This is a genomic window from Vibrio sp. JCM 18905, from assembly GCF_055393305.1.
The window spans coordinates 931368-949367 of the sequence record NZ_AP043880.1; the positions used below are offsets into that span (position 1 = coordinate 931368).

18 protein-coding genes are annotated in these 18000 nt (G+C 45.2%); 14 read left to right on the forward strand and 4 right to left on the reverse strand.

What is annotated here, in order from left to right; all coding sequences use genetic code 11:
* Positions 1–87: 87 nt before the first annotated feature.
* The 11 genes from bolA (at position 88) to dinB (ending at position 9734) form a co-directional block, all read left to right on the forward strand.
* On the forward strand, positions 88–396 hold the full coding sequence (gene bolA / locus ACZ5ZC_RS20985; protein WP_005380262.1) for a transcriptional regulator BolA: 309 nt from the start codon (positions 88–90) through the stop codon (positions 394–396).
* A gap of 473 nt (positions 397–869) precedes the next feature.
* Positions 870–2210, forward strand: coding sequence for a Na(+)-translocating NADH-quinone reductase subunit A (locus ACZ5ZC_RS20990; protein ID WP_041853022.1), 1341 nt, complete (start codon positions 870–872; stop codon positions 2208–2210).
* A gap of 5 nt (positions 2211–2215) precedes the next feature.
* Complete coding sequence (locus ACZ5ZC_RS20995) at positions 2216–3460, forward strand: NADH:ubiquinone reductase (Na(+)-transporting) subunit B (RefSeq protein WP_464932256.1); 1245 nt, start codon at positions 2216–2218, stop codon at positions 3458–3460.
* On the forward strand, positions 3450–4220 hold the full coding sequence (locus tag ACZ5ZC_RS21000; protein WP_006742550.1) for a Na(+)-translocating NADH-quinone reductase subunit C: 771 nt from the start codon (positions 3450–3452) through the stop codon (positions 4218–4220). The genes ACZ5ZC_RS20995 and ACZ5ZC_RS21000 overlap by 11 nt, the downstream gene beginning before the upstream one ends.
* Entirely contained in the window at positions 4220–4852 is a 633-nt protein-coding gene (locus tag ACZ5ZC_RS21005; protein WP_005380269.1) for an NADH:ubiquinone reductase (Na(+)-transporting) subunit D, read from the forward strand. Before ACZ5ZC_RS21000 ends, ACZ5ZC_RS21005 begins: the two co-directional genes overlap by 1 nt.
* Positions 4853–4859: 7 nt before the next feature.
* Positions 4860–5456: an NADH:ubiquinone reductase (Na(+)-transporting) subunit E gene (nqrE, locus tag ACZ5ZC_RS21010; protein ID WP_005380270.1), complete on the forward strand. Its 597-nt coding sequence runs from the start codon at positions 4860–4862 to the stop codon at positions 5454–5456.
* 33 nt (positions 5457–5489) lie between these two features.
* On the forward strand, positions 5490–6713 hold the full coding sequence (gene nqrF, locus ACZ5ZC_RS21015; RefSeq protein ID WP_005380271.1) for an NADH:ubiquinone reductase (Na(+)-transporting) subunit F: 1224 nt from the start codon (positions 5490–5492) through the stop codon (positions 6711–6713).
* Between the two features lie 155 nt (positions 6714–6868).
* Entirely contained in the window at positions 6869–7873 is a 1005-nt protein-coding gene (locus ACZ5ZC_RS21020) for an FAD:protein FMN transferase (protein WP_047008896.1), read from the forward strand.
* 22 nt (positions 7874–7895) lie between these two features.
* Positions 7896–8129: a (Na+)-NQR maturation NqrM gene (gene nqrM / locus ACZ5ZC_RS21025; RefSeq protein ID WP_005436655.1), complete on the forward strand. Its 234-nt coding sequence runs from the start codon at positions 7896–7898 to the stop codon at positions 8127–8129.
* Between the two features lie 231 nt (positions 8130–8360).
* Positions 8361–8594: a DUF2789 domain-containing protein gene (locus ACZ5ZC_RS21030; protein WP_012841486.1), complete on the forward strand. Its 234-nt coding sequence runs from the start codon at positions 8361–8363 to the stop codon at positions 8592–8594.
* Positions 8595–8669: 75 nt separating this feature from the next.
* On the forward strand, positions 8670–9734 hold the full coding sequence (gene dinB, locus ACZ5ZC_RS21035; protein ID WP_193446970.1) for a DNA polymerase IV: 1065 nt from the start codon (positions 8670–8672) through the stop codon (positions 9732–9734).
* On the opposite strand, the gene ACZ5ZC_RS21040 is transcribed toward dinB, so the two are convergent.
* Positions 9731–11656 (reverse strand): RecQ family ATP-dependent DNA helicase, encoded by a 1926-nt coding sequence (locus ACZ5ZC_RS21040; protein WP_464932387.1) that lies wholly within the window; start codon positions 11654–11656, stop codon positions 9731–9733. The genes dinB and ACZ5ZC_RS21040 overlap by 4 nt on opposite strands.
* Positions 11657–11732: 76 nt before the next feature.
* On the opposite strand from ACZ5ZC_RS21040, the gene ACZ5ZC_RS21045 reads away from it, so the two are divergent.
* Positions 11733–12212, forward strand: a complete 480-nt coding sequence (locus ACZ5ZC_RS21045) for a GreA/GreB family elongation factor (protein WP_054867209.1) — start codon at positions 11733–11735, stop codon at positions 12210–12212.
* A 61-nt stretch (positions 12213–12273) separates the two neighbouring features.
* Positions 12274–13017, forward strand: a complete 744-nt coding sequence (locus tag ACZ5ZC_RS21050; RefSeq protein ID WP_268845236.1) for a YggN family protein — start codon at positions 12274–12276, stop codon at positions 13015–13017.
* 124 nt (positions 13018–13141) lie between these two features.
* On the opposite strand, the gene ACZ5ZC_RS21055 is transcribed toward ACZ5ZC_RS21050, so the two are convergent.
* Complete coding sequence (locus tag ACZ5ZC_RS21055; protein WP_464932257.1) at positions 13142–15688, reverse strand: Ig-like domain-containing protein; 2547 nt, start codon at positions 15686–15688, stop codon at positions 13142–13144.
* 376 nt (positions 15689–16064) lie between these two features.
* Between ACZ5ZC_RS21055 and ACZ5ZC_RS21060 the strand changes: the two genes are divergently transcribed.
* Entirely contained in the window at positions 16065–17429 is a 1365-nt protein-coding gene (locus ACZ5ZC_RS21060; RefSeq protein ID WP_464932258.1) for a sodium-dependent transporter, read from the forward strand.
* 105 nt (positions 17430–17534) lie between these two features.
* On the opposite strand, the gene ACZ5ZC_RS21065 is transcribed toward ACZ5ZC_RS21060, so the two are convergent.
* Both ACZ5ZC_RS21065 and ACZ5ZC_RS21070 read right to left on the reverse strand, forming a co-directional pair.
* Positions 17535–17726 carry a DUF4250 domain-containing protein gene (locus ACZ5ZC_RS21065; RefSeq protein ID WP_012841490.1) on the reverse strand — a complete coding sequence of 64 codons (192 nt, stop codon included), beginning with the start codon at positions 17724–17726 and terminating at the stop codon, positions 17535–17537.
* Positions 17726–17932: a YaeP family protein gene (locus tag ACZ5ZC_RS21070; RefSeq protein WP_005391765.1), complete on the reverse strand. Its 207-nt coding sequence runs from the start codon at positions 17930–17932 to the stop codon at positions 17726–17728. Before ACZ5ZC_RS21070 ends, ACZ5ZC_RS21065 begins: the two co-directional genes overlap by 1 nt.
* Positions 17933–18000: the final 68 nt, after the last annotated feature.

Below are 18000 nucleotides of genomic sequence, written 5' to 3' on the forward strand. Positions count from 1 at the left end.
CATCAATAATGAGAGTGATGTTTGAGTGATACACGTCTGCTTTACTTAGGTATATACTTATGGAATTCGCATCAATGAGGAACGAATATGATCCAAGAAATCATAGAGAAGAAACTACACAGTGAGCTGCAACCAAGCTATCTCAAAGTGATTAATGAGAGCTACATGCATAATGTGCCACCAGGCTCGGAGAGTCACTTCAAAGTGATTGTTGTGAGTGATTCGTTCGCGGGACAGCGTTTGATTGGACGCCATCGCCAAGTTCATCAAATTTTGGCAGATGAGCTAGATAACCACATTCATGCACTAGCTATTCATACATACACTGATGAAGAGTGGAAGCGTGAACAAGATGGCGCTCCTGATAGCCCTATGTGTATGGGTGGCGGTCACTAAAGACGCAAAATATAAAGGTGCAGAGAAAAGGTGGCCAAGGCCATCTTTTTTCGTTTTACATTCTTTAGGGGCATTGATGTGGCACAAATTCTGGTTAAAAAATGTGTTAACAGTGTTTCAACAAATGAATGGAAATTGCAGGATATTTCAGGCGATGAATATGACTTTTCCATAAGATATGTATGGAATATGGCATTTGTGCGATCGGTCAAAGTTATGACTATTCTTTGACCTTTTAGACCTGATTCTACCGAAATAACCCCTCTATTCTAATGATTGGTCATGGCATCAAGTTCCTAAAAAATGCTAGACTACGGCACCTGATAAATCTCGCGTATTCCTTGTGACGAGATTTTTAATAGGATGTTGCGATTTTGATGTTTAAAACAACATCAAAACCGGACACTGATGTCGTGTCTAAAAGTTACGCAATCAAAAGAATCTTTTTCCCGATAAAAGTAGTGCAAGTGCGTATGATTACAATAAAGAAGGGCTTGGATCTTCCTATCGCAGGAACTCCATCCCAGGTGATTAATGATGGTAAGACCATCAAAAAAGTCGCCTTGCTTGGCGAAGAGTACGTTGGCATGCGTCCTACCATGCATGTCCGCGTTGGTGATGAAGTGAAAAAAGCGCAAGTTCTTTTTGAAGATAAAAAGAACCCTGGCGTGAAATTTACTGCACCAGCAGCCGGTAAAGTGATCGAAGTTAACCGTGGCGCTAAACGTGTCCTTCAATCTGTAGTGATTGAAGTGGCAGGTGAAGAGCAGGTGACATTTGATAAGTTCGAAGCCGCTCAACTTTCAGGTCTAGATCGTGAAGTGATCAAGACTCAGTTGGTTGACTCTGGCCTATGGACCGCTTTACGTACTCGTCCGTTTAGCAAGGTTCCTGCAATCGAGTCTTCTACTAAGGCTATTTTCGTAACTGCAATGGATACTAATCCACTAGCAGCTAAGCCTGAGTTGATCATTAATGAGCAACAAGAAGCATTCATTGCTGGTCTAGACATTCTTTCAGCCCTGACAGAAGGCAAGGTTTACGTATGTAAATCTGGCACTAGTTTGCCACGCTCTTCACAGTCTAACGTAGAAGAACACGTCTTCGATGGCCCTCACCCAGCAGGTCTTGCTGGCACCCACATGCATTTCCTATACCCAGTGAATGCAGAAAATGTGGCATGGAGCATCAACTACCAAGACGTTATCGCGTTCGGTAAGCTGTTCCTAACTGGTGAGCTATACACAGATCGTGTTGTGTCTCTAGCTGGTCCAGTTGTGAATAACCCTCGTCTAGTTCGTACCGTAATCGGTGCAAGCTTGGATGACCTAACAGATAATGAGCTGATGCCTGGCGAAGTTCGTGTGATTTCTGGTTCTGTACTGACAGGTACACATGCAACTGGTCCACACGCATATCTTGGCCGTTACCATCAACAGGTTTCTGTATTACGTGAAGGCCGTGAGAAAGAACTATTTGGCTGGGCAATGCCTGGTAAGAATAAGTTCTCGGTAACTCGCTCTTTCCTTGGTCACGTATTCAAAGGTCAGTTGTTCAATATGACAACGACGACCAATGGTAGTGATCGTTCAATGGTTCCAATTGGCAACTACGAACGCGTAATGCCTCTAGATATGGAGCCTACTCTGCTGCTTCGTGATCTATGTGCAGGTGATACAGACAGTGCTCAAGCACTGGGTGCGCTTGAACTGGATGAAGAAGATCTAGCATTGTGTACCTTTGTATGTCCAGGTAAGTACGAGTACGGTACGTTACTTCGTGAATGCCTAGATACTATCGAGAAGGAAGGGTAATTTTCATGGCTCTTAAAAAGTTTCTTGAAGACATCGAGCATCATTTTGAGCCTGGTGGTAAACACGAAAAATGGTTTGCCCTGTACGAAGCTGTAGCAACAGTTTTTTACACTCCAGGTATCGTAACAAGTAAAAGCTCGCACGTTCGTGATAGCGTTGACCTAAAACGTATCATGATCATGGTTTGGTTTGCGGTATTCCCAGCAATGTTCTGGGGTATGTACAACGCAGGTGGCCAAGCTATTGCAGCGCTTAACCACATGTACGCTGGTGATCAACTAGCGACAGTTATCTCTGGTAACTGGCACTACTGGCTAACTGAAATGCTGGGCGGAACGATTGCCGCTGATGCAGGGGTTGGCAGTAAGATGCTACTAGGTGCGACCTACTTCCTACCTATCTACGCAACAGTATTCCTTGTTGGTGGTTTCTGGGAAGTGCTTTTCTGTATGGTGCGTAAGCACGAAGTAAACGAAGGCTTCTTTGTTACTTCTATCTTGTTCGCACTTATCGTTCCACCAACGCTACCTCTATGGCAAGCGGCACTAGGTATCACATTTGGTGTTGTTGTTGCGAAAGAGATCTTCGGTGGTACAGGTCGTAACTTCCTTAACCCTGCACTTGCAGGTCGTGCATTCCTATTCTTCGCTTACCCAGCGCAAATCTCGGGTGACGTAGTATGGACTGCAGCTGACGGCTTCTCTGGTGCAACTGCTCTTAGCCAATGGGCTCAAGGTGGTAACGGTGCTCTAGTTAACACAGTAACTGGTTCTCCTATCACTTGGATGGACGCTTTCATCGGTAACATCCCTGGCTCTATTGGTGAAGTATCGACTCTAGCTCTAATGATCGGTGCAGCGATGATCGTTTACATGCGAATCGCTTCATGGCGCATCATTGCGGGCGTAATGATCGGTATGATTGCAGTATCGACTCTGTTTAACGTGATCGGTTCTGACACTAACCCAATGTTCAACATGCCATGGCACTGGCACCTAGTTCTAGGTGGTTTTGCATTCGGTATGTTCTTCATGGCAACGGACCCAGTATCAGCGTCATTTACTAACAAAGGTAAATGGTGGTACGGCATCCTGATTGGTGCAATGTGTGTGATGATCCGTGTAGTTAACCCGGCGTACCCAGAAGGTATGATGCTGGCGATTCTATTCGCGAACCTATTCGCACCTCTGTTCGACCATGTAGTGATTGAGAAGAACATCAAGCGGAGACTAGCACGCTATGGCAAGTAATAACGACAGCATTAAAAAGACGCTGGGTGTTGTTATCGGGTTGAGCCTTGTTTGTTCAATCATCGTATCAACAGCAGCAGTAGGTCTGCGTGATAAGCAAAAAGCTAACGCTGTCCTAGATAAGCAATCAAAGATCGTTGAAGTTGCAGGCATTGACGCGAACGGTAAGAAAGTACCAGAGCTATTTGCTGAGTACATCGAACCTCGTCTGGTAGACCTTGAAACAGGTAACTTTACTGAGGGTAATGCATCTACGTACGATCAGCGTGAAGCATCAAAAGATGCAGAACGTTCAATCGCATTGACACCAGAAGAAGACGTCGCTGATATCCGTCGTCGTGCGAATACAGCAGTGGTGTACTTAGTAAAAGACCAAGATGAAGTCCAAAAAGTTATCTTGCCTATGCACGGTAAAGGACTATGGTCGATGATGTATGCCTTTGTAGCCGTTGAAACTGATGGTAACACTGTGTCTGCTATTACTTACTACGAGCAAGGTGAAACTCCTGGACTTGGTGGTGAAGTAGAGAACCCTTCATGGCGCGATCAATTCATTGGCAAGAAATTGTACAATGAAGATCATCAGCCAGCGATTAAGGTCGTGAAAGGCGGCGCACCGCAAGGTTCTGAGCACGGTGTTGATGGCCTATCAGGAGCAACGCTCACTAGTAATGGTGTTCAACACACATTTGACTTCTGGTTAGGTGACAAGGGCTTTGGTCCTTTCCTAGCAAAAGTTCGTGACGGAGAACTTAACTAATGTCTAGTGCACAAAACGTTAAAAAGAGCATTCTAGCGCCAGTATTGGATAACAACCCAATCGCGCTACAAGTTCTTGGTGTATGTTCTGCTCTTGCAGTAACAACTAAACTAGAAACAGCTTTTGTAATGACGCTAGCGGTAACATTTGTAACTGCGTTGTCTAACTTCTCTGTTTCATTGATCCGTAACCACATTCCTAACAGTGTGCGTATCATCGTTCAGATGGCAATTATCGCATCGCTAGTAATCGTGGTAGACCAGGTGCTAAAAGCTTACCTATACGATATCTCTAAACAGCTATCTGTATTCGTTGGTCTGATTATCACTAACTGTATAGTAATGGGTCGTGCTGAAGCATTCGCAATGAAGTCTGCGCCAGTACCATCTCTTATTGACGGTATTGGTAACGGTCTAGGTTACGGTTTCGTTCTTATCACTGTAGGTTTCTTCCGTGAGCTATTTGGCTCAGGCAAACTATTTGGCCTAGAAGTTCTACCTCTAGTGAGCAACGGTGGTTGGTACCAGCCTAACGGCCTAATGCTACTAGCACCATCAGCATTCTTCCTAATCGGCTTCCTTATCTGGGTAATCCGTATTCTGAAACCAGAACAAGTAGAAGCGAAGGAGTAAGGACGTCATGGAACATTACATTAGTCTGTTAGTTAAATCGATTTTCATCGAAAACATGGCTCTGTCTTTCTTCCTGGGTATGTGTACTTTCCTTGCCGTATCTAAGAAGGTTAAGACCTCTTTCGGCCTAGGTGTTGCAGTTGTGGTAGTACTGACTATCGCTGTTCCTGTGAACAACCTAGTATACAACCTAGTTCTGAGAGAGAACGCGTTAGTTGAGGGCGTGGACCTTAGCTTCCTAAACTTCATCACCTTTATCGGTGTAATTGCAGCACTTGTACAGATTCTAGAGATGGTTCTAGACCGTTTCTTCCCACCTTTGTACAACGCGCTAGGCATCTTCCTACCGCTGATCACAGTAAACTGTGCAATCTTCGGTGGTGTATCTTTCATGGTACAACGTGACTACAACTTTGCTGAATCTATCGTTTACGGTTTCGGCTCTGGTGTGGGCTGGATGCTAGCAATCGTTGCTCTTGCAGGTATCCGTGAGAAGATGAAGTACTCTGACGTACCTCCAGGTCTACGTGGTCTTGGTATCACATTTATCACTGTAGGTCTTATGGCGTTAGGCTTTATGTCTTTCTCTGGTGTTCAACTGTAAGTCGGGTAAACCGCAACAATTAAGGAATAGTCAATGGACATTATTCTTGGTGTAGTGATGTTTACTCTGATCGTACTTGCACTAGTACTAGTGATTCTTTTCGCTAAGTCTAAGCTTGTACCAACAGGTGACATTACAATTTCTGTGAACGATGACCCTTCTCTGGCGATCGTTACACAACCAGGTGGTAAGCTACTGAGTGCTCTAGCCGGTGCTGGCGTATTCGTATCTTCTGCTTGTGGTGGCGGTGGCTCATGTGGTCAGTGTCGCGTAAAAGTTAAATCAGGTGGCGGCGACATCCTACCAACCGAGCTTGACCATATTACTAAAGGTGAAGCGCGTGAAGGTGAGCGTCTAGCGTGTCAGGTTGCTATGAAAACTGACATGGACATCGAGCTTCCTGAAGAAATCTTCGGCGTTAAGAAGTGGGAATGTACCGTTATCTCTAACGATAACAAAGCGACATTCATCAAAGAGCTTAAGCTACAAATTCCAGATGGCGAATCAGTACCTTTCCGTGCTGGTGGTTACATCCAGATTGAAGCACCTGCTCACCACGTGAAATACGCAGACTACGATATTCCTGAGGAATACCGTGAAGACTGGGAGAAGTTCAACCTTTTCCGTTACGAGTCTAAAGTTAACGAAGAGACAATCCGTGCATACTCAATGGCTAACTACCCAGAAGAGCACGGTATCATCATGCTTAACGTTCGTATCGCGACTCCGCCGCCGAACAACCCAGACGTACCACCAGGCATCATGTCTTCGTACATCTGGTCTCTAAAAGAAGGCGACAAGTGTACTATTTCTGGTCCATTTGGTGAGTTCTTTGCGAAAGATACAGATGCAGAAATGGTATTCGTTGGTGGTGGTGCTGGTATGGCTCCAATGCGCTCACACATCTTCGACCAACTTAAGCGTCTGCACTCTAAGCGTAAGATGTCTTTCTGGTACGGCGCACGTTCTAAGCGTGAAATGTTCTACGTAGAAGACTTCGATATGCTACAAGCTGAGAATGACAACTTCGTATGGCACTGTGCACTGTCTGATCCACTTCCAGAAGATAACTGGGATGGTTACACTGGCTTTATTCACAACGTTCTTTACGAGAACTACCTACGTGATCACGAAGCGCCAGAAGACTGTGAATACTACATGTGTGGTCCACCTATGATGAACGCTGCTGTTATCGGCATGCTAAAAGATCTAGGTGTAGAGGATGAAAACATCCTACTAGATGACTTCGGTGGTTAATCCCTCCAAGTGATTGAATCTATGGCTAGCTCTCTAAGAGCTAGCCATTATTTTTTGTAGAAGTAAAAATAATATTCAACAGTTGATATAGGTAATTGGATTTAAGTAATCGGTCCCATTCCCCATATCAATTCAACAACATTGGGAGTTAACAAGTGAAAACGTGGCTTGTTGCATTCGCTTCTCTATTGATTTTGGCTGGCTGTGAGCAGCCAGCAGATCAAATTCATCTAAGTGGCCCTACCATGGGGACTTCTTATAACATCAAATATATCGAGCAAGATGGTATTCCAACGCCAAAAGCGATGCAGACGGAAATTGATCGCTTATTGGAAGAGGTTAATGACCAAATGTCGACCTACCGTGATGATTCAGAGTTAAGTCGTTTTAACCAGCATCAAACGAGCGAGCCATTTACTGTATCGACACAAACAGCAACTGTAGTCAAAGAAGCAATTCGCCTTAACGGTCTTACTTTAGGTGCGTTGGATGTGACAGTCGGTCCTTTAGTTAACCTGTGGGGCTTTGGCCCAGAAGCTCGCCCTGATGTCGTTCCTACAGATGAAGAGCTAGCGGCACGCAAAGCCAATACTGGCATTCATCATCTATCTGTTGATGGCAATAAATTGTCCAAAGATATTCCTAACTTGTATGTCGATTTATCAACTATTGCTAAAGGTTGGGGGGTTGACGTGGTTGCTGACTACCTTCAATCTGAAGGGGTTCATAACTTCATGGTAGAAGTGGGCGGCGAAATGCGCCTCAAAGGCGTGAATCGTGAAGGCGTGCCGTGGCGCATTGCGATTGAAAAGCCGACTATTGATGAGCGCTCAATTCAAGAAATTATTGAGCCAGGGGACATGGCAATTGCAACAAGTGGTGACTATCGTAATTACTTTGAGAGTAATGGTGTGAGATACTCTCATATTATTAATCCAAGAACAGGCAAACCTATTCATCATAAAGTGGTGTCTGTAACGGTATTAGATAAATCGTCGATGACTGCTGATGGTCTTGCAACTGGTCTTATGGTGCTAGGTGAAGACAAAGGCATGGCAATTGCGAACGAAAATAATATTCCTGTTTTCATGATTGTGAAGACGGAAAATGGTTTTAAAGAGCTGGCTTCGGAAGCATACAAGCCGTTCATGAAGAAATAACAACAGAAGTGAGCATGTTCTTATGAGTACATTTCTAATTACGTTTGCAGTTTTTGTTGCGGTAATCGCAGCGATGGCTGTTGGCTACATCTTCCAGAAGAAAGTAGTGAAGGGTAGTTGTGGCGGTCTTGGTGCAGTAGGTATTGAGAAAGTATGTAACTGTCCAGAACCATGTGACGCGCGTAAGAAACGTGAAGCACGTGAAGCGGCGCGAGCTGAGAAATTGGCTGCATGGGAAAAAGATCGAATTGCTTAAGTATCGGTCATCCAAAGAGTAATACAAAATAACCCAGCTAAAGCTGGGTTTTTTTATATTTCTCGCTCTACTTCTCTGAGAGTTTATACTTTGCTTGCTACGTTTAATCTAGGATGACCGGAAGCTTAAGTCGGTGCAGACTTCACAGCCAAGTCATTTCCCTTTAATCACCGTACTTAACTGTTATTTGGTTATATACTCAAACTAAAGCGCGTCAACTTAGGAGGAAATATGGAAATGCATCAACACGGTATGGCTGAATTGTTTCAACAACTAGGCCTCGGCAGCTCTCCTCAAGAGATAAAGGACTTTATTAACGAACATCGGCACAAAAGAGCTTCAGCCCCTCTGCATGAAGCCAGCTTTTGGACAAGTTCGCAAGCCACATTTCTCAAACAAGCCATTGAAGAAGACGCAGACTGGGCAGAGTTGGTCGATCAGCTTGATGTGATGTTACGAGATTAAAGCACGTTTACAAACTCTCATTTCTATCAAGGCAGATTTAATTTATACTGTTTTTTTGAACAGTATTTGATGGCTATGTCAGACCGAATTAGAAAAATCATTCACGTCGATATGGATTGTTTTTATGCTGCCGTTGAGATGAGAGATAATCCTAGTTACCGTGGCATTGCACTCGCCGTTGGCGGTCATGAAAAACAGCGTGGCGTGATTAGCACCTGTAATTATGAGGCGCGCAAATATGGCGTTCGTAGTGCAATGTCAACGGCGCGAGCATTGCAACTCTGCCCCCATTTACTAGTCGTTCCCGGTCGAATGCACGTGTACAAACAAGTCTCTCTGCAGATTCGTGCTATTTTTGAGCGTTATACGCCTATCATTGAACCTCTATCATTAGATGAAGCATACCTCGATGTTACGGACTCGACAGCTTGTCGTGGCTCCGCAACGTTGATCGCAGAGTCTATTCGACGCGACATTTGGAATGAGCTTGGGCTGACGGCATCGGCGGGCATTGCACCGATTAAGTTTCTTGCCAAAGTCGCCTCTGATATGAATAAACCCAACGGTCAGTTTGTTATCCCGCCAGATAAGGTCCAGGAAGTTATCGATACACTTCCGCTGGAAAACATTCCTGGTGTTGGGAAGGTGAGTCTTGAGAAGCTACATCAAGCGGGCTTTTATCGATGTGAGGATATTAAAAACAGCGACTATCGTGAATTGCTGAGACAGTTTGGTCGTCAGGGGGCCTCTTTATGGCAGCGTAGCCATGGAATTGATAATCGAGAGGTCGTCGTTGAGCGAGAGAGAAAATCCGTCGGTGTGGAACGAACATTCAGCCAGAATATCTCGAGCTATGATGAATGTTGGCAAGTGATCGAGGATAAACTTTATCCTGAACTCGAGAAACGCTTAGAGCGTGCAAGCCCAGATAAATCGATTATTAAACAAGGTATTAAAGTTAAATTTGCCGACTTTCAACTGACAACAATTGAGCATATCCATCCGCAATTAGAGCTTGAGGACTTCAAGATCTTGCTAAGAGATATTCTTAAGCGCCAAAACGGACGGGAAATACGCCTTTTAGGCTTGAACGTGATGCTCAAGCCCGAGAACCAAGCGCGTCAATTGAGCTTTTTCTAGGCTCTTACTGCTTCTACCTGATCTAATACTTGCTCAAAGCTTGTGTTGGCCATCGCACCATAACCTGACAGTTTTGAAGCTTTTAGCTGGCTAATTAAAGGGGTACTAATGCCACACAAGAAGCGGGCGACAGCATCATTGCTGATAGCTGAAGGGGAGAGCTGAATAAATTCCTGCACCCACATTGCTACTTGAGGTGGCTCAATATCCTCACTTTGTGGTGTTGGGAACGAAGCGACTTGACCACGACACACGGAGCAGTGACCACATTGCTTTGGTGCATTGTGATCAGCAAAGTAGTTCGCCAATTGTGAGCTCAAACAGTGCTCTGACTGGAACAAGCGCAGCATGGTGTGAATTCTTTCGATATCTTTGCTTTCTTTGGATTGGAACAGTTCATACAGTTGTTGGATTAAAACATCAGAACTCTGTGTGGTTGGCAAAACAGAGTACACGTCGGTCAGTTGTTTGCTCTCTAGCTCTATCCAACCATTCTGGTGAAAATAGTCGAGGGCTGCGACAACTCGGTTGCGTTCCGATTGATAGTTCATCCATAACGCTTCTAGGTCAACTTGGCACCACACTTTTGCTTTTTGCGAACAGGAGAAAATAGCCTCCACGAATTGACGTCGCTCGCCTTGAAATTGATTCACAATAAATTGCTGATCGTGCAAAAACTTAAAGCGATATTCCGCAAAGTAACTGTATTTTGCTTCAATGAGTTGATGTAGCTCCAAATAAACCAACAAGGTTTTGAGTGGCAATTGGCGGATATTACTTTCACGCGATAAACGCAGTGGCACTACCTCCCATTGTGGAGCATGTTCTTTCGCTTGCTCGACTACATAGTTAATCGAGGTTAGTTCAGGTGTGTCACCATAGACAAAGTTCTCCAACACCGTTAAGCCGGACGTATTGCCCAGCAGAATGCACTCAGAATGTTGCCCGTCCCTGCCTGCACGTCCAATCTCTTGTGCGTAGTTCTCGATCGATTTGGGTAAGTCGAAGTGAATGACGCGGCGGATATCAGATTTATCGACCCCCATACCAAATGCAATCGTGGCAACAATACAGTCAATTTGGCTATCCATAAACTGCTGTTGGATTTGTTCACGGATGTCGCTTTTCATACCTGCATGGTACGCGTGAGCATTAATGCCAATATGGATTAGTGATTTTGCTACTTGCTCTGCTGTCTGCTGTTGTGTCACGTATACGATAGTTGGAAGCTTAGGAGAAGAGGCGATGAGCTCACTTAGCTTTTCTTGTTTCGTTGCTTCCTCGCACGGGATCACCGAGATATCCAGATTGGGGCGGTAGAAGCCTGTAACGGTAATATGTTCACTGGCAATATCGAACTTTTGTTTCATGTCTTCAATAACTGCGGGCGTTGCTGTTGCAGTGAGAAGCAAAGATTGTGGAATGTTCAGTTCACGTTGATATTGCGGTAGCTTGAGATAATCAGGGCGGAAGTTATGTCCCCATTCGGAAATACAGTGCGCTTCATCAACCACCATCAAAGAGATCGGCACTTGGCGAATGAACTCACGAAAACGCTCGTTCTTTAGGCGCTCAACAGAAATCATCAATATTTTGATCTGTCCATTTTTTACCCCTGCCATGACGCGTTGTGACTCTTCTCTGCTTTGACTGCTATCGATAGAAGCGGCTGGGATCCCTTTACTTTGCAAAAAGTTCAGCTGATCTTTCATTAGCGCCAACAACGGCGAGATCACCAACGTAAGATTGGGCAATACGGTTGCTGGCAATTGGTAACAGAGAGACTTACCCGAACCCGTAGGAAAGATGGCCGCAGCAGAGTAACCATTCATAACCGCTTCAATAACAGGTTGTTGACCTTGGCGTAATGAGTCAAAACCAAATACGGATTGAAGTGTTTGATGCAGCGAGTCACTTTGCATAATAGGGAAACCTTTCTTTGATGGTAAACTTAGGTACATTAACACACCCTGAGTGCCAAACGCGCGTCCTAAAAGTATGAACAAAGCTGACTTAGTCCAAATTATCATCCAACATCTGGAAGAAAAACTTCAAGTGGCCCATGCATCTGCTCAGCGAGCCATTGATGCCGCGACAGATGAAGAAACTGTTCCCGAGCATAAGTACGATACGTTAGCACTTGAAGCTGCGTATCTTGCTCATGGACAAGCTATGCGAATCCAAGAGAGTGAAGACGAGCTGCGTCAATATCGCGCTCTAGTGACTCGCGACTTTAAAGGCGCACCTGTTGGTGTAGGTGCTTACGTCGTTCTCGCAGATGAGAATTTGCTTGAAAAGCACTTCTTTGTAGGCCCTTGCTCTGGTGGTCTGACTGTTAAATATCAGGCTCAAGAAGTCTTTGTCTTAACAGCAAAATCTCCTCTTGGTCGAGCGTTATTCGGGAAAGAAGAAGGCGATGAGATTGATGTGAAAATAGGAGATAAAACAACTTGTTACGAAGTCGTGACGGTTTGCTGACATCTCATGTATCACTCAGTGTTATGTTTAATACGAGTAATGTTAAATAAAAGAGAATGACATGAAAAAGCTTTTTACACTCTCATTGCTGATGGTCAGTGCTACTGGTTATGCAGCGCAGTGTCGTGTGGACATCAATAATGAAGTCCGTATGGATGGGCAAAGCTTGGAAATTCGCCAAACGACAGGTGATAAAGCTGTCGTGGATGAGGATAACAACCTCTTCATCAAAGGTGAGCTAATTGAACTCAATGCCGACCAAAAAGCGGCAGTTGAAGACTATCGCGAAAAAATGAACGCGTATATTCCACAAGCAAAGCAGTTGGCGAGTGATGGTTTAGCGCTTGCAAATGACATCATCGATGATGTCGCGGAAAGCCTAGACGCACCTGGCGCGTTTGATAACGTCAAAGTCGCAGTACAGGACTTTTTCGCTGATGTTGAATCACGTTACTACAAAGATGGTGATTTCATTCTACCAGCGGAAAGCTTTGAGTCCATGACACAAGGGTGGACTGAAGACTTTGCAAAAGCACAAGAGATCTTCAATAAAGAGTTTTTAACGAGTTCGTTGGATGCTTTATCGAAAAAAATGAAGGAAGAGGGGGGAATAAACCTCACTGCATTATCGGAGAGTATGGCTGAACTCAGCGCGAAAGTAGAAGAGCGTTTAGCTGAGCATTCGAAAGAGGTAGAGCAACAAGCAGAAGACTTGTGCGACTCGTTGGATGACATGGCAGGGCAAGAAGACGATTTGTTGAAGAAAATCCCTGAGCTAAAAGATTACCGAGTATTTACGATTTAATTACCCTTCAAAAAGTAGAACTCAATGGTATAAAGAGAGAGCACAATTGTGCTCTCTTTTCGTTTTTACATACTTGAACAAGTAATGAAAGCAAGACGATGTTATTCGTTTGCTCATTAACAACTTACTGCGCGTTCATCTGAGTGAGTTTATCGCCGACAGGTTTTGAGAAGTTAAAACCATCGTGCTGATCCCAGTTGATAGACCACGTCATTACCCCTGCATAATTCGGGTAATTGAACGCTGGCTTAACGGTGCCACATGAAGTGCCTTTGGTTAAACAATCTAGTGCGCTGATAATATTCTGTGTCGGAGCCTGACCTGAATTTGCCGAGCTAGGACCTGAAGGTAAGCCGATTGCGACTTGATCATCACGTAGTGGTGCAAACTGAGTGCCGTCGGCCAATTCAAAGCCTTCGATCAGCATTTTAGATTGCGCTACCATCATATCCACAGAGCCTTCTGGTGCACTGCCTGGCAGATATGGGTTTGGCAAACCACCGTTGTTATATAGCTGGACGTGAAGTAGGTCGAGCGTGCTGCGTGTCTCGTTAATCACAGGAATGTAAGCTCCCCAAATACCGCTGTAAGCCACATAGCCGCCTTGAACATAAGGATGCTCAGGTGCCATGGTTAGGTACATATCGCCACCCATGTTTTGCTCTATTTGAAGCAAAGCACGACCAAGGCGAGCTTGAATTTGCGAGCCATGAACCAAGTTAGATCCACTCTCTAAATCCACATCAAGACCATCAAAGCCCCACTCAGCGATAAGACCTGTTAGGCTAGAGACAAAGTTGGCTTCGTCTTGATCGGTATTCAGCGTAATCGTGCCTTCTGCGCCGCCAAGAGAGAGAACAAACTTCTTACCTTTAGCTTGAAGCGCTGCCATGTCTTGTTTGAACTGTGCTGGGTCGAGCGCTGGACAATCGCTGTAAATATCGCCTGAATATAGATTAAAGTGCACGGTACCATCACTGTTGCGGTCATTTTCGGCAAAGGCAATATCAATCACATCCCACGCATCAGCCATATCTGCTAGACGAATTGGACAGCCAGCCCCATTTACAAAATTGTGCCAGTAACCGATGAGTTTGTGACGTTTCTCTGCTTGCTCAACCACCGTTATTGCTGCTGCGTCAGACAATGCATTGCTTCCTGACAAATCCACAGCTTGGGCGCTAACTGTAAAGTTACCAAGTGCAGTTGGTGTCCAGTTGGCTGTGTAAGGTGCCGTGGTATCGGTTGCAACAATAGAGCCGTTGATCATGAAATCAACGTGCTTAATGCCTGAAGTTAAAGACGTTGCATCTGCACTTAATGCGAGGTTTTTGCCTAAGCCGACGGTTTGACCGCTGCTTGGTGAAGTCAGTGAGACGACCAAATCTTTATCGCTGACTTCCACACCAACCAAGGACTCTGACGTGTTGTTATCATTATCGGTTGCGACGGCTTTAAGCTGGTTAGCGCCAATAAGTGTGGCGTTCCAAGTAACGGAATATGGTGCTTGAGTGGTGACCCCTAAGCTGGTGTTGTTCGCAAAAAACTCAACTTGCGTGACTGTGCCATCAGCATCGCTTGCGTTAGCCGTGATTTCGTTATTGCTGCCAGCGAGCACGACTTGTCCATCCGTTGGTGCCGTAATGGTAACTTGCGGTGGCGTCGAACAAGCACCTAGGCCACTCCAGGCATCTTGCCAGTATAGCCCTTCACCTGGTTCGTAAGCCCATGTCGCATCCGAGGAACACCAACCCGCAACGTCACAACGATATTTTTGGTTGAGGTGAGAAACTAGGTCGCCAACTTGATAACTCGTGCCCGCCGCGTAAGGCACTGCATCTGCACATCCGCCCGTCCCTGTTTCTGAATTACTAACAACAAGCGTTACTTCTTGGCTCATGGTTGCGAGGTTTGTGTCATCAGTCGCTTGTGCTTTAAACGAATGTGTACCAGCACTCGCGGTCCATTGATATTCGTAAGGTACGCTGGTATCAATCGCGACGGATTGATTGTTCACGAAGAACTCAACTTGTGTGACCACACCATCAATATCATCAGCTTGAGCGGCCACCGTGAGGTTCCCACCCACGTTAAGCGCTTCCGTTCCCGATGGGCTTGTCAGTGAAATGCTAGGTGGTGGCAACTCGACTTGTGGTTGAACTTGGATAGAAATCGTCGTGGTGGTAACGGCTCCCTCATTATCGGTCGCAATCGCGGTCAATTGCGAGACACCTTCAATAGCGGTCCAAGATGCTTCGAATGGTGCTTGAGTTACCACAGCAACCGTTTGGTTGCCTGCAACAAACTCAACTTGTGCGATTTGGCCATCTTCGTCGGCTGCGTTGGCTAGCAAGGTGATCGCACTGCCTTCGGGAATTTGTGCGTTGTTTGTTGGAGAGGAGAATGACACTGTTGGCTCTAGGTTGTTGCTTCCACCATCACATTGCCCTAACGCTTTCCATGCCTCCCAAGCCCCTGAATTGGTAACAGGGTCATTGCCTTGCGTCCAATACGCGGCCTCGTAAGCGGCTCCTTGCGTTTTTACTAAAGTGCCCGATGTATAAGTCGCAGTGCTGTCCCAGTCGGGTAGGCTTTGGCAGTTATAGGCTTGAGCTTGATAGCTGATGCTGAGTGCTGCAACCATCGCTCCGTGAAGTAGAGTGACCTTCATTTTCCTCTCCTTGAGTCATGGATATAAATGAGAACAGAGTAATAACTAGCTGATAAATAGACATAAGGGGGAAAAAGCGAAGCACAATATTCTGCTTTTCGACACAGTATCACGAGGAACTATTCGTTCCTTACACCAAAGCTCATTATTTTTCGGCTCACTTCACGATGGGAGAATCACAAATTCTAGGCGTGTGAAAAAGACAAAAGTCGCCAGGTCTTAGAATGATGAATGTGAGATGTACGTTAAAATTTACAAGCTGAATGACTGTGAATTGTTTCAACTGTCGAGTATTTAACCGGAGTGCTCTTGTTGAATAGTGAATATTGCTATAGTGTACTAGTTAGCTAGTTCAATGATATTTTGTGTGAGTAGTATGACACAGCAAACCTCTTCTCAGCCTCGTGAGCATTTTGGCTCTCGTCTCGGATTCATCTTAGCGGCTGCAGGTGCCGCAGTTGGCCTTGGCAATATTTGGGGCTTTCCAACCCAAGCTGCCAGTAATGGCGGCGGTGCTTTCCTGTTGGTTTATTTGGTGATGATTCTTATCGTCGCATTTCCTATGCTGGTGGTTGAAATGGCGATTGGTCGTCATGGTCAAGCCAACCCGGTAGATAGTATGCGTTCGCTTACCAATCATCCGGTAGGTAAAAAGCTCGGCGGTATTGTGGGCTGGATAGGTTTAAGCGTACCAAGCGCTGTTTTAGCGTTTTACTCTATTGTCGGTGGTTGGTTGATCTGCTTTTTACTGGGTGCAATCACAGATCTAATGGGGTTAGAAGCCGCAACTCAATGGCTAAAGGGCTTTAGCGTTGAACGTAACTTGTTCGGAACCATTACTTTTTATGTGCTAACGATTCTCATCGTACAAGGTGGCGTAAAACAAGGTATTGAGAAGTGGTCCACACGTTTGATGCCAGCATTGTTTGTTTTGTTTGCTCTACTGTTTGTTTACATCATGACGCAAAGCGGTGCGATGGAAGGGCTAAAGCATTACTTGGTACCGGATTTCGAAAAGGTATGGGACCGCAAGTTGATTCTTGCTGCAATGGGGCAGGGCTTCTTCTCGCTTACGATCGGTGGCTGTTCAATGCTGATTTATGGCTCTTACTTGAGTAAGAAAGAGAACCTACCAAAGATGGCGATGAACGTGACCATGGTAGATACTGCCGTTGCTTTCATTGCAGGGTTAGTGGTGATGCCAGCGATGTTTGTTGCGATGCAAAAAGGCGTTCAAATCTATGCTGAAGATGGCTCTCTATTAAGCTCTGATACGTTGGTATTTACCGTTTTGCCATTGATGTTTGATAGCTTAGGTTTGCTTGGTCAATTGTTCTCTATTGTGTTCTTCTTATTACTGACGATTGCGGCGCTAACGTCTTCCATTTCAATGTTAGAGTGTCCAGTGGCGTTAGTGAGTGAGCGTTTCAACACCAAGCGTAGCGCAACGAGCTGGGTTTTAGGTGGTCTCATTGCCTTGTTCAGTGTGGTGATTGTTTATAATTTTGGTGCTCTGTTTGGTATGGTCGCGACGGTTGCTACTCAGTATCTACAACCAACCGCTGCGCTCTTATTCTGCTTATTTGGTGGTTGGGTATGGAATCGCAACTCAAAAATCAAAGAGCTTGAGCAAGGTTGCCCGGAGTTTACGCAAGGTTGGTTTGGTAAGTTATGGCCTGCGTATGTGAAGTTTGTATGTCCAATTCTTGTGGCTACGGTCATCTGGGCTTCATTCGGCTAATCGAAACGTCTATTGGACAAAAGAGAAGGGCTTGATGAGTGCTCATCAAGCCCTTTTTCATGTTGGTTATTCCCAGTTTCAGTTACCCGCGGTGATTGCAGCGGGTTAACGGAATTGTCCTGCTTCTGGAAGAAAGTCAAAACCAGCAGAAGCCAGTTTTGCTTCTAGTGCTGTGCGATCGATATCGAAGAAAGCTACCAGTTTATCTAAGTCACCACCGAAGTCGTCGCGTAGCTTCATATTTACAATGCTCATGAGCATGACAGGATCCATGGATTCAAAGTTAGCTAGATTCATTACTTATCCTCAAAATCTGAAATCAGTAGGTTTGCCGCAGCAAATGCCGCTTTTTCACGCACTTCTTTAGGCAGAGACTCATCCGCCGCAACATCGTTCAGCGCTTTAACAGCACATGAAATTGCTTGGGGAATGTAAGCTTGATCGCCACTACCAATTTGAGCATAAAGCTCACGAACCAGTTCACAACAGCCGTATACTTGCATGTTTTCTTTCCACTAAATGATAACTTATCTCAATATACACACAGCAGATTTGAAACTCAAAGTGCAGA

Excerpts from the sequence above, each read along its gene's own strand:
- bolA (WP_005380262.1), top strand. The coding sequence starts at position 88 with ATGATCCAAGAAATCATAGAGAAGAAACTACACAGTGAGCTGCAACCA.
- ACZ5ZC_RS21000 (WP_006742550.1), top strand. The coding sequence starts at position 3,450 with ATGGCAAGTAATAACGACAGCATTAAAAAGACGCTGGGTGTTGTTATC.
- ACZ5ZC_RS20995 (WP_464932256.1), top strand. The coding sequence starts at position 2,216 with ATGGCTCTTAAAAAGTTTCTTGAAGACATCGAGCATCATTTTGAGCCT.
- ACZ5ZC_RS21045 (WP_054867209.1), top strand. The coding sequence starts at position 11,733 with ATGAACAAAGCTGACTTAGTCCAAATTATCATCCAACATCTGGAAGAA.
- nqrM (WP_005436655.1), top strand. The coding sequence starts at position 7,896 with ATGAGTACATTTCTAATTACGTTTGCAGTTTTTGTTGCGGTAATCGCA.
- nqrF (WP_005380271.1), top strand. The coding sequence starts at position 5,490 with ATGGACATTATTCTTGGTGTAGTGATGTTTACTCTGATCGTACTTGCA.
- ACZ5ZC_RS21055 (WP_464932257.1), bottom strand. The coding sequence starts at position 15,688 with ATGAAGGTCACTCTACTTCACGGAGCGATGGTTGCAGCACTCAGCATC.
- ACZ5ZC_RS21065 (WP_012841490.1), bottom strand. The coding sequence starts at position 17,726 with ATGAATCTAGCTAACTTTGAATCCATGGATCCTGTCATGCTCATGAGC.
- ACZ5ZC_RS21050 (WP_268845236.1), top strand. The coding sequence starts at position 12,274 with ATGAAAAAGCTTTTTACACTCTCATTGCTGATGGTCAGTGCTACTGGT.
- ACZ5ZC_RS21005 (WP_005380269.1), top strand. The coding sequence starts at position 4,220 with ATGTCTAGTGCACAAAACGTTAAAAAGAGCATTCTAGCGCCAGTATTG.
- dinB (WP_193446970.1), top strand. The coding sequence starts at position 8,670 with ATGTCAGACCGAATTAGAAAAATCATTCACGTCGATATGGATTGTTTT.
- nqrE (WP_005380270.1), top strand. The coding sequence starts at position 4,860 with ATGGAACATTACATTAGTCTGTTAGTTAAATCGATTTTCATCGAAAAC.
- ACZ5ZC_RS21040 (WP_464932387.1), bottom strand. The coding sequence starts at position 11,656 with ATGCAAAGTGACTCGCTGCATCAAACACTTCAATCCGTATTTGGTTTT.
- ACZ5ZC_RS21060 (WP_464932258.1), top strand. The coding sequence starts at position 16,065 with ATGACACAGCAAACCTCTTCTCAGCCTCGTGAGCATTTTGGCTCTCGT.
- ACZ5ZC_RS20990 (WP_041853022.1), top strand. The coding sequence starts at position 870 with ATGATTACAATAAAGAAGGGCTTGGATCTTCCTATCGCAGGAACTCCA.
- ACZ5ZC_RS21070 (WP_005391765.1), bottom strand. The coding sequence starts at position 17,932 with ATGCAAGTATACGGCTGTTGTGAACTGGTTCGTGAGCTTTATGCTCAA.
- ACZ5ZC_RS21030 (WP_012841486.1), top strand. The coding sequence starts at position 8,361 with ATGGAAATGCATCAACACGGTATGGCTGAATTGTTTCAACAACTAGGC.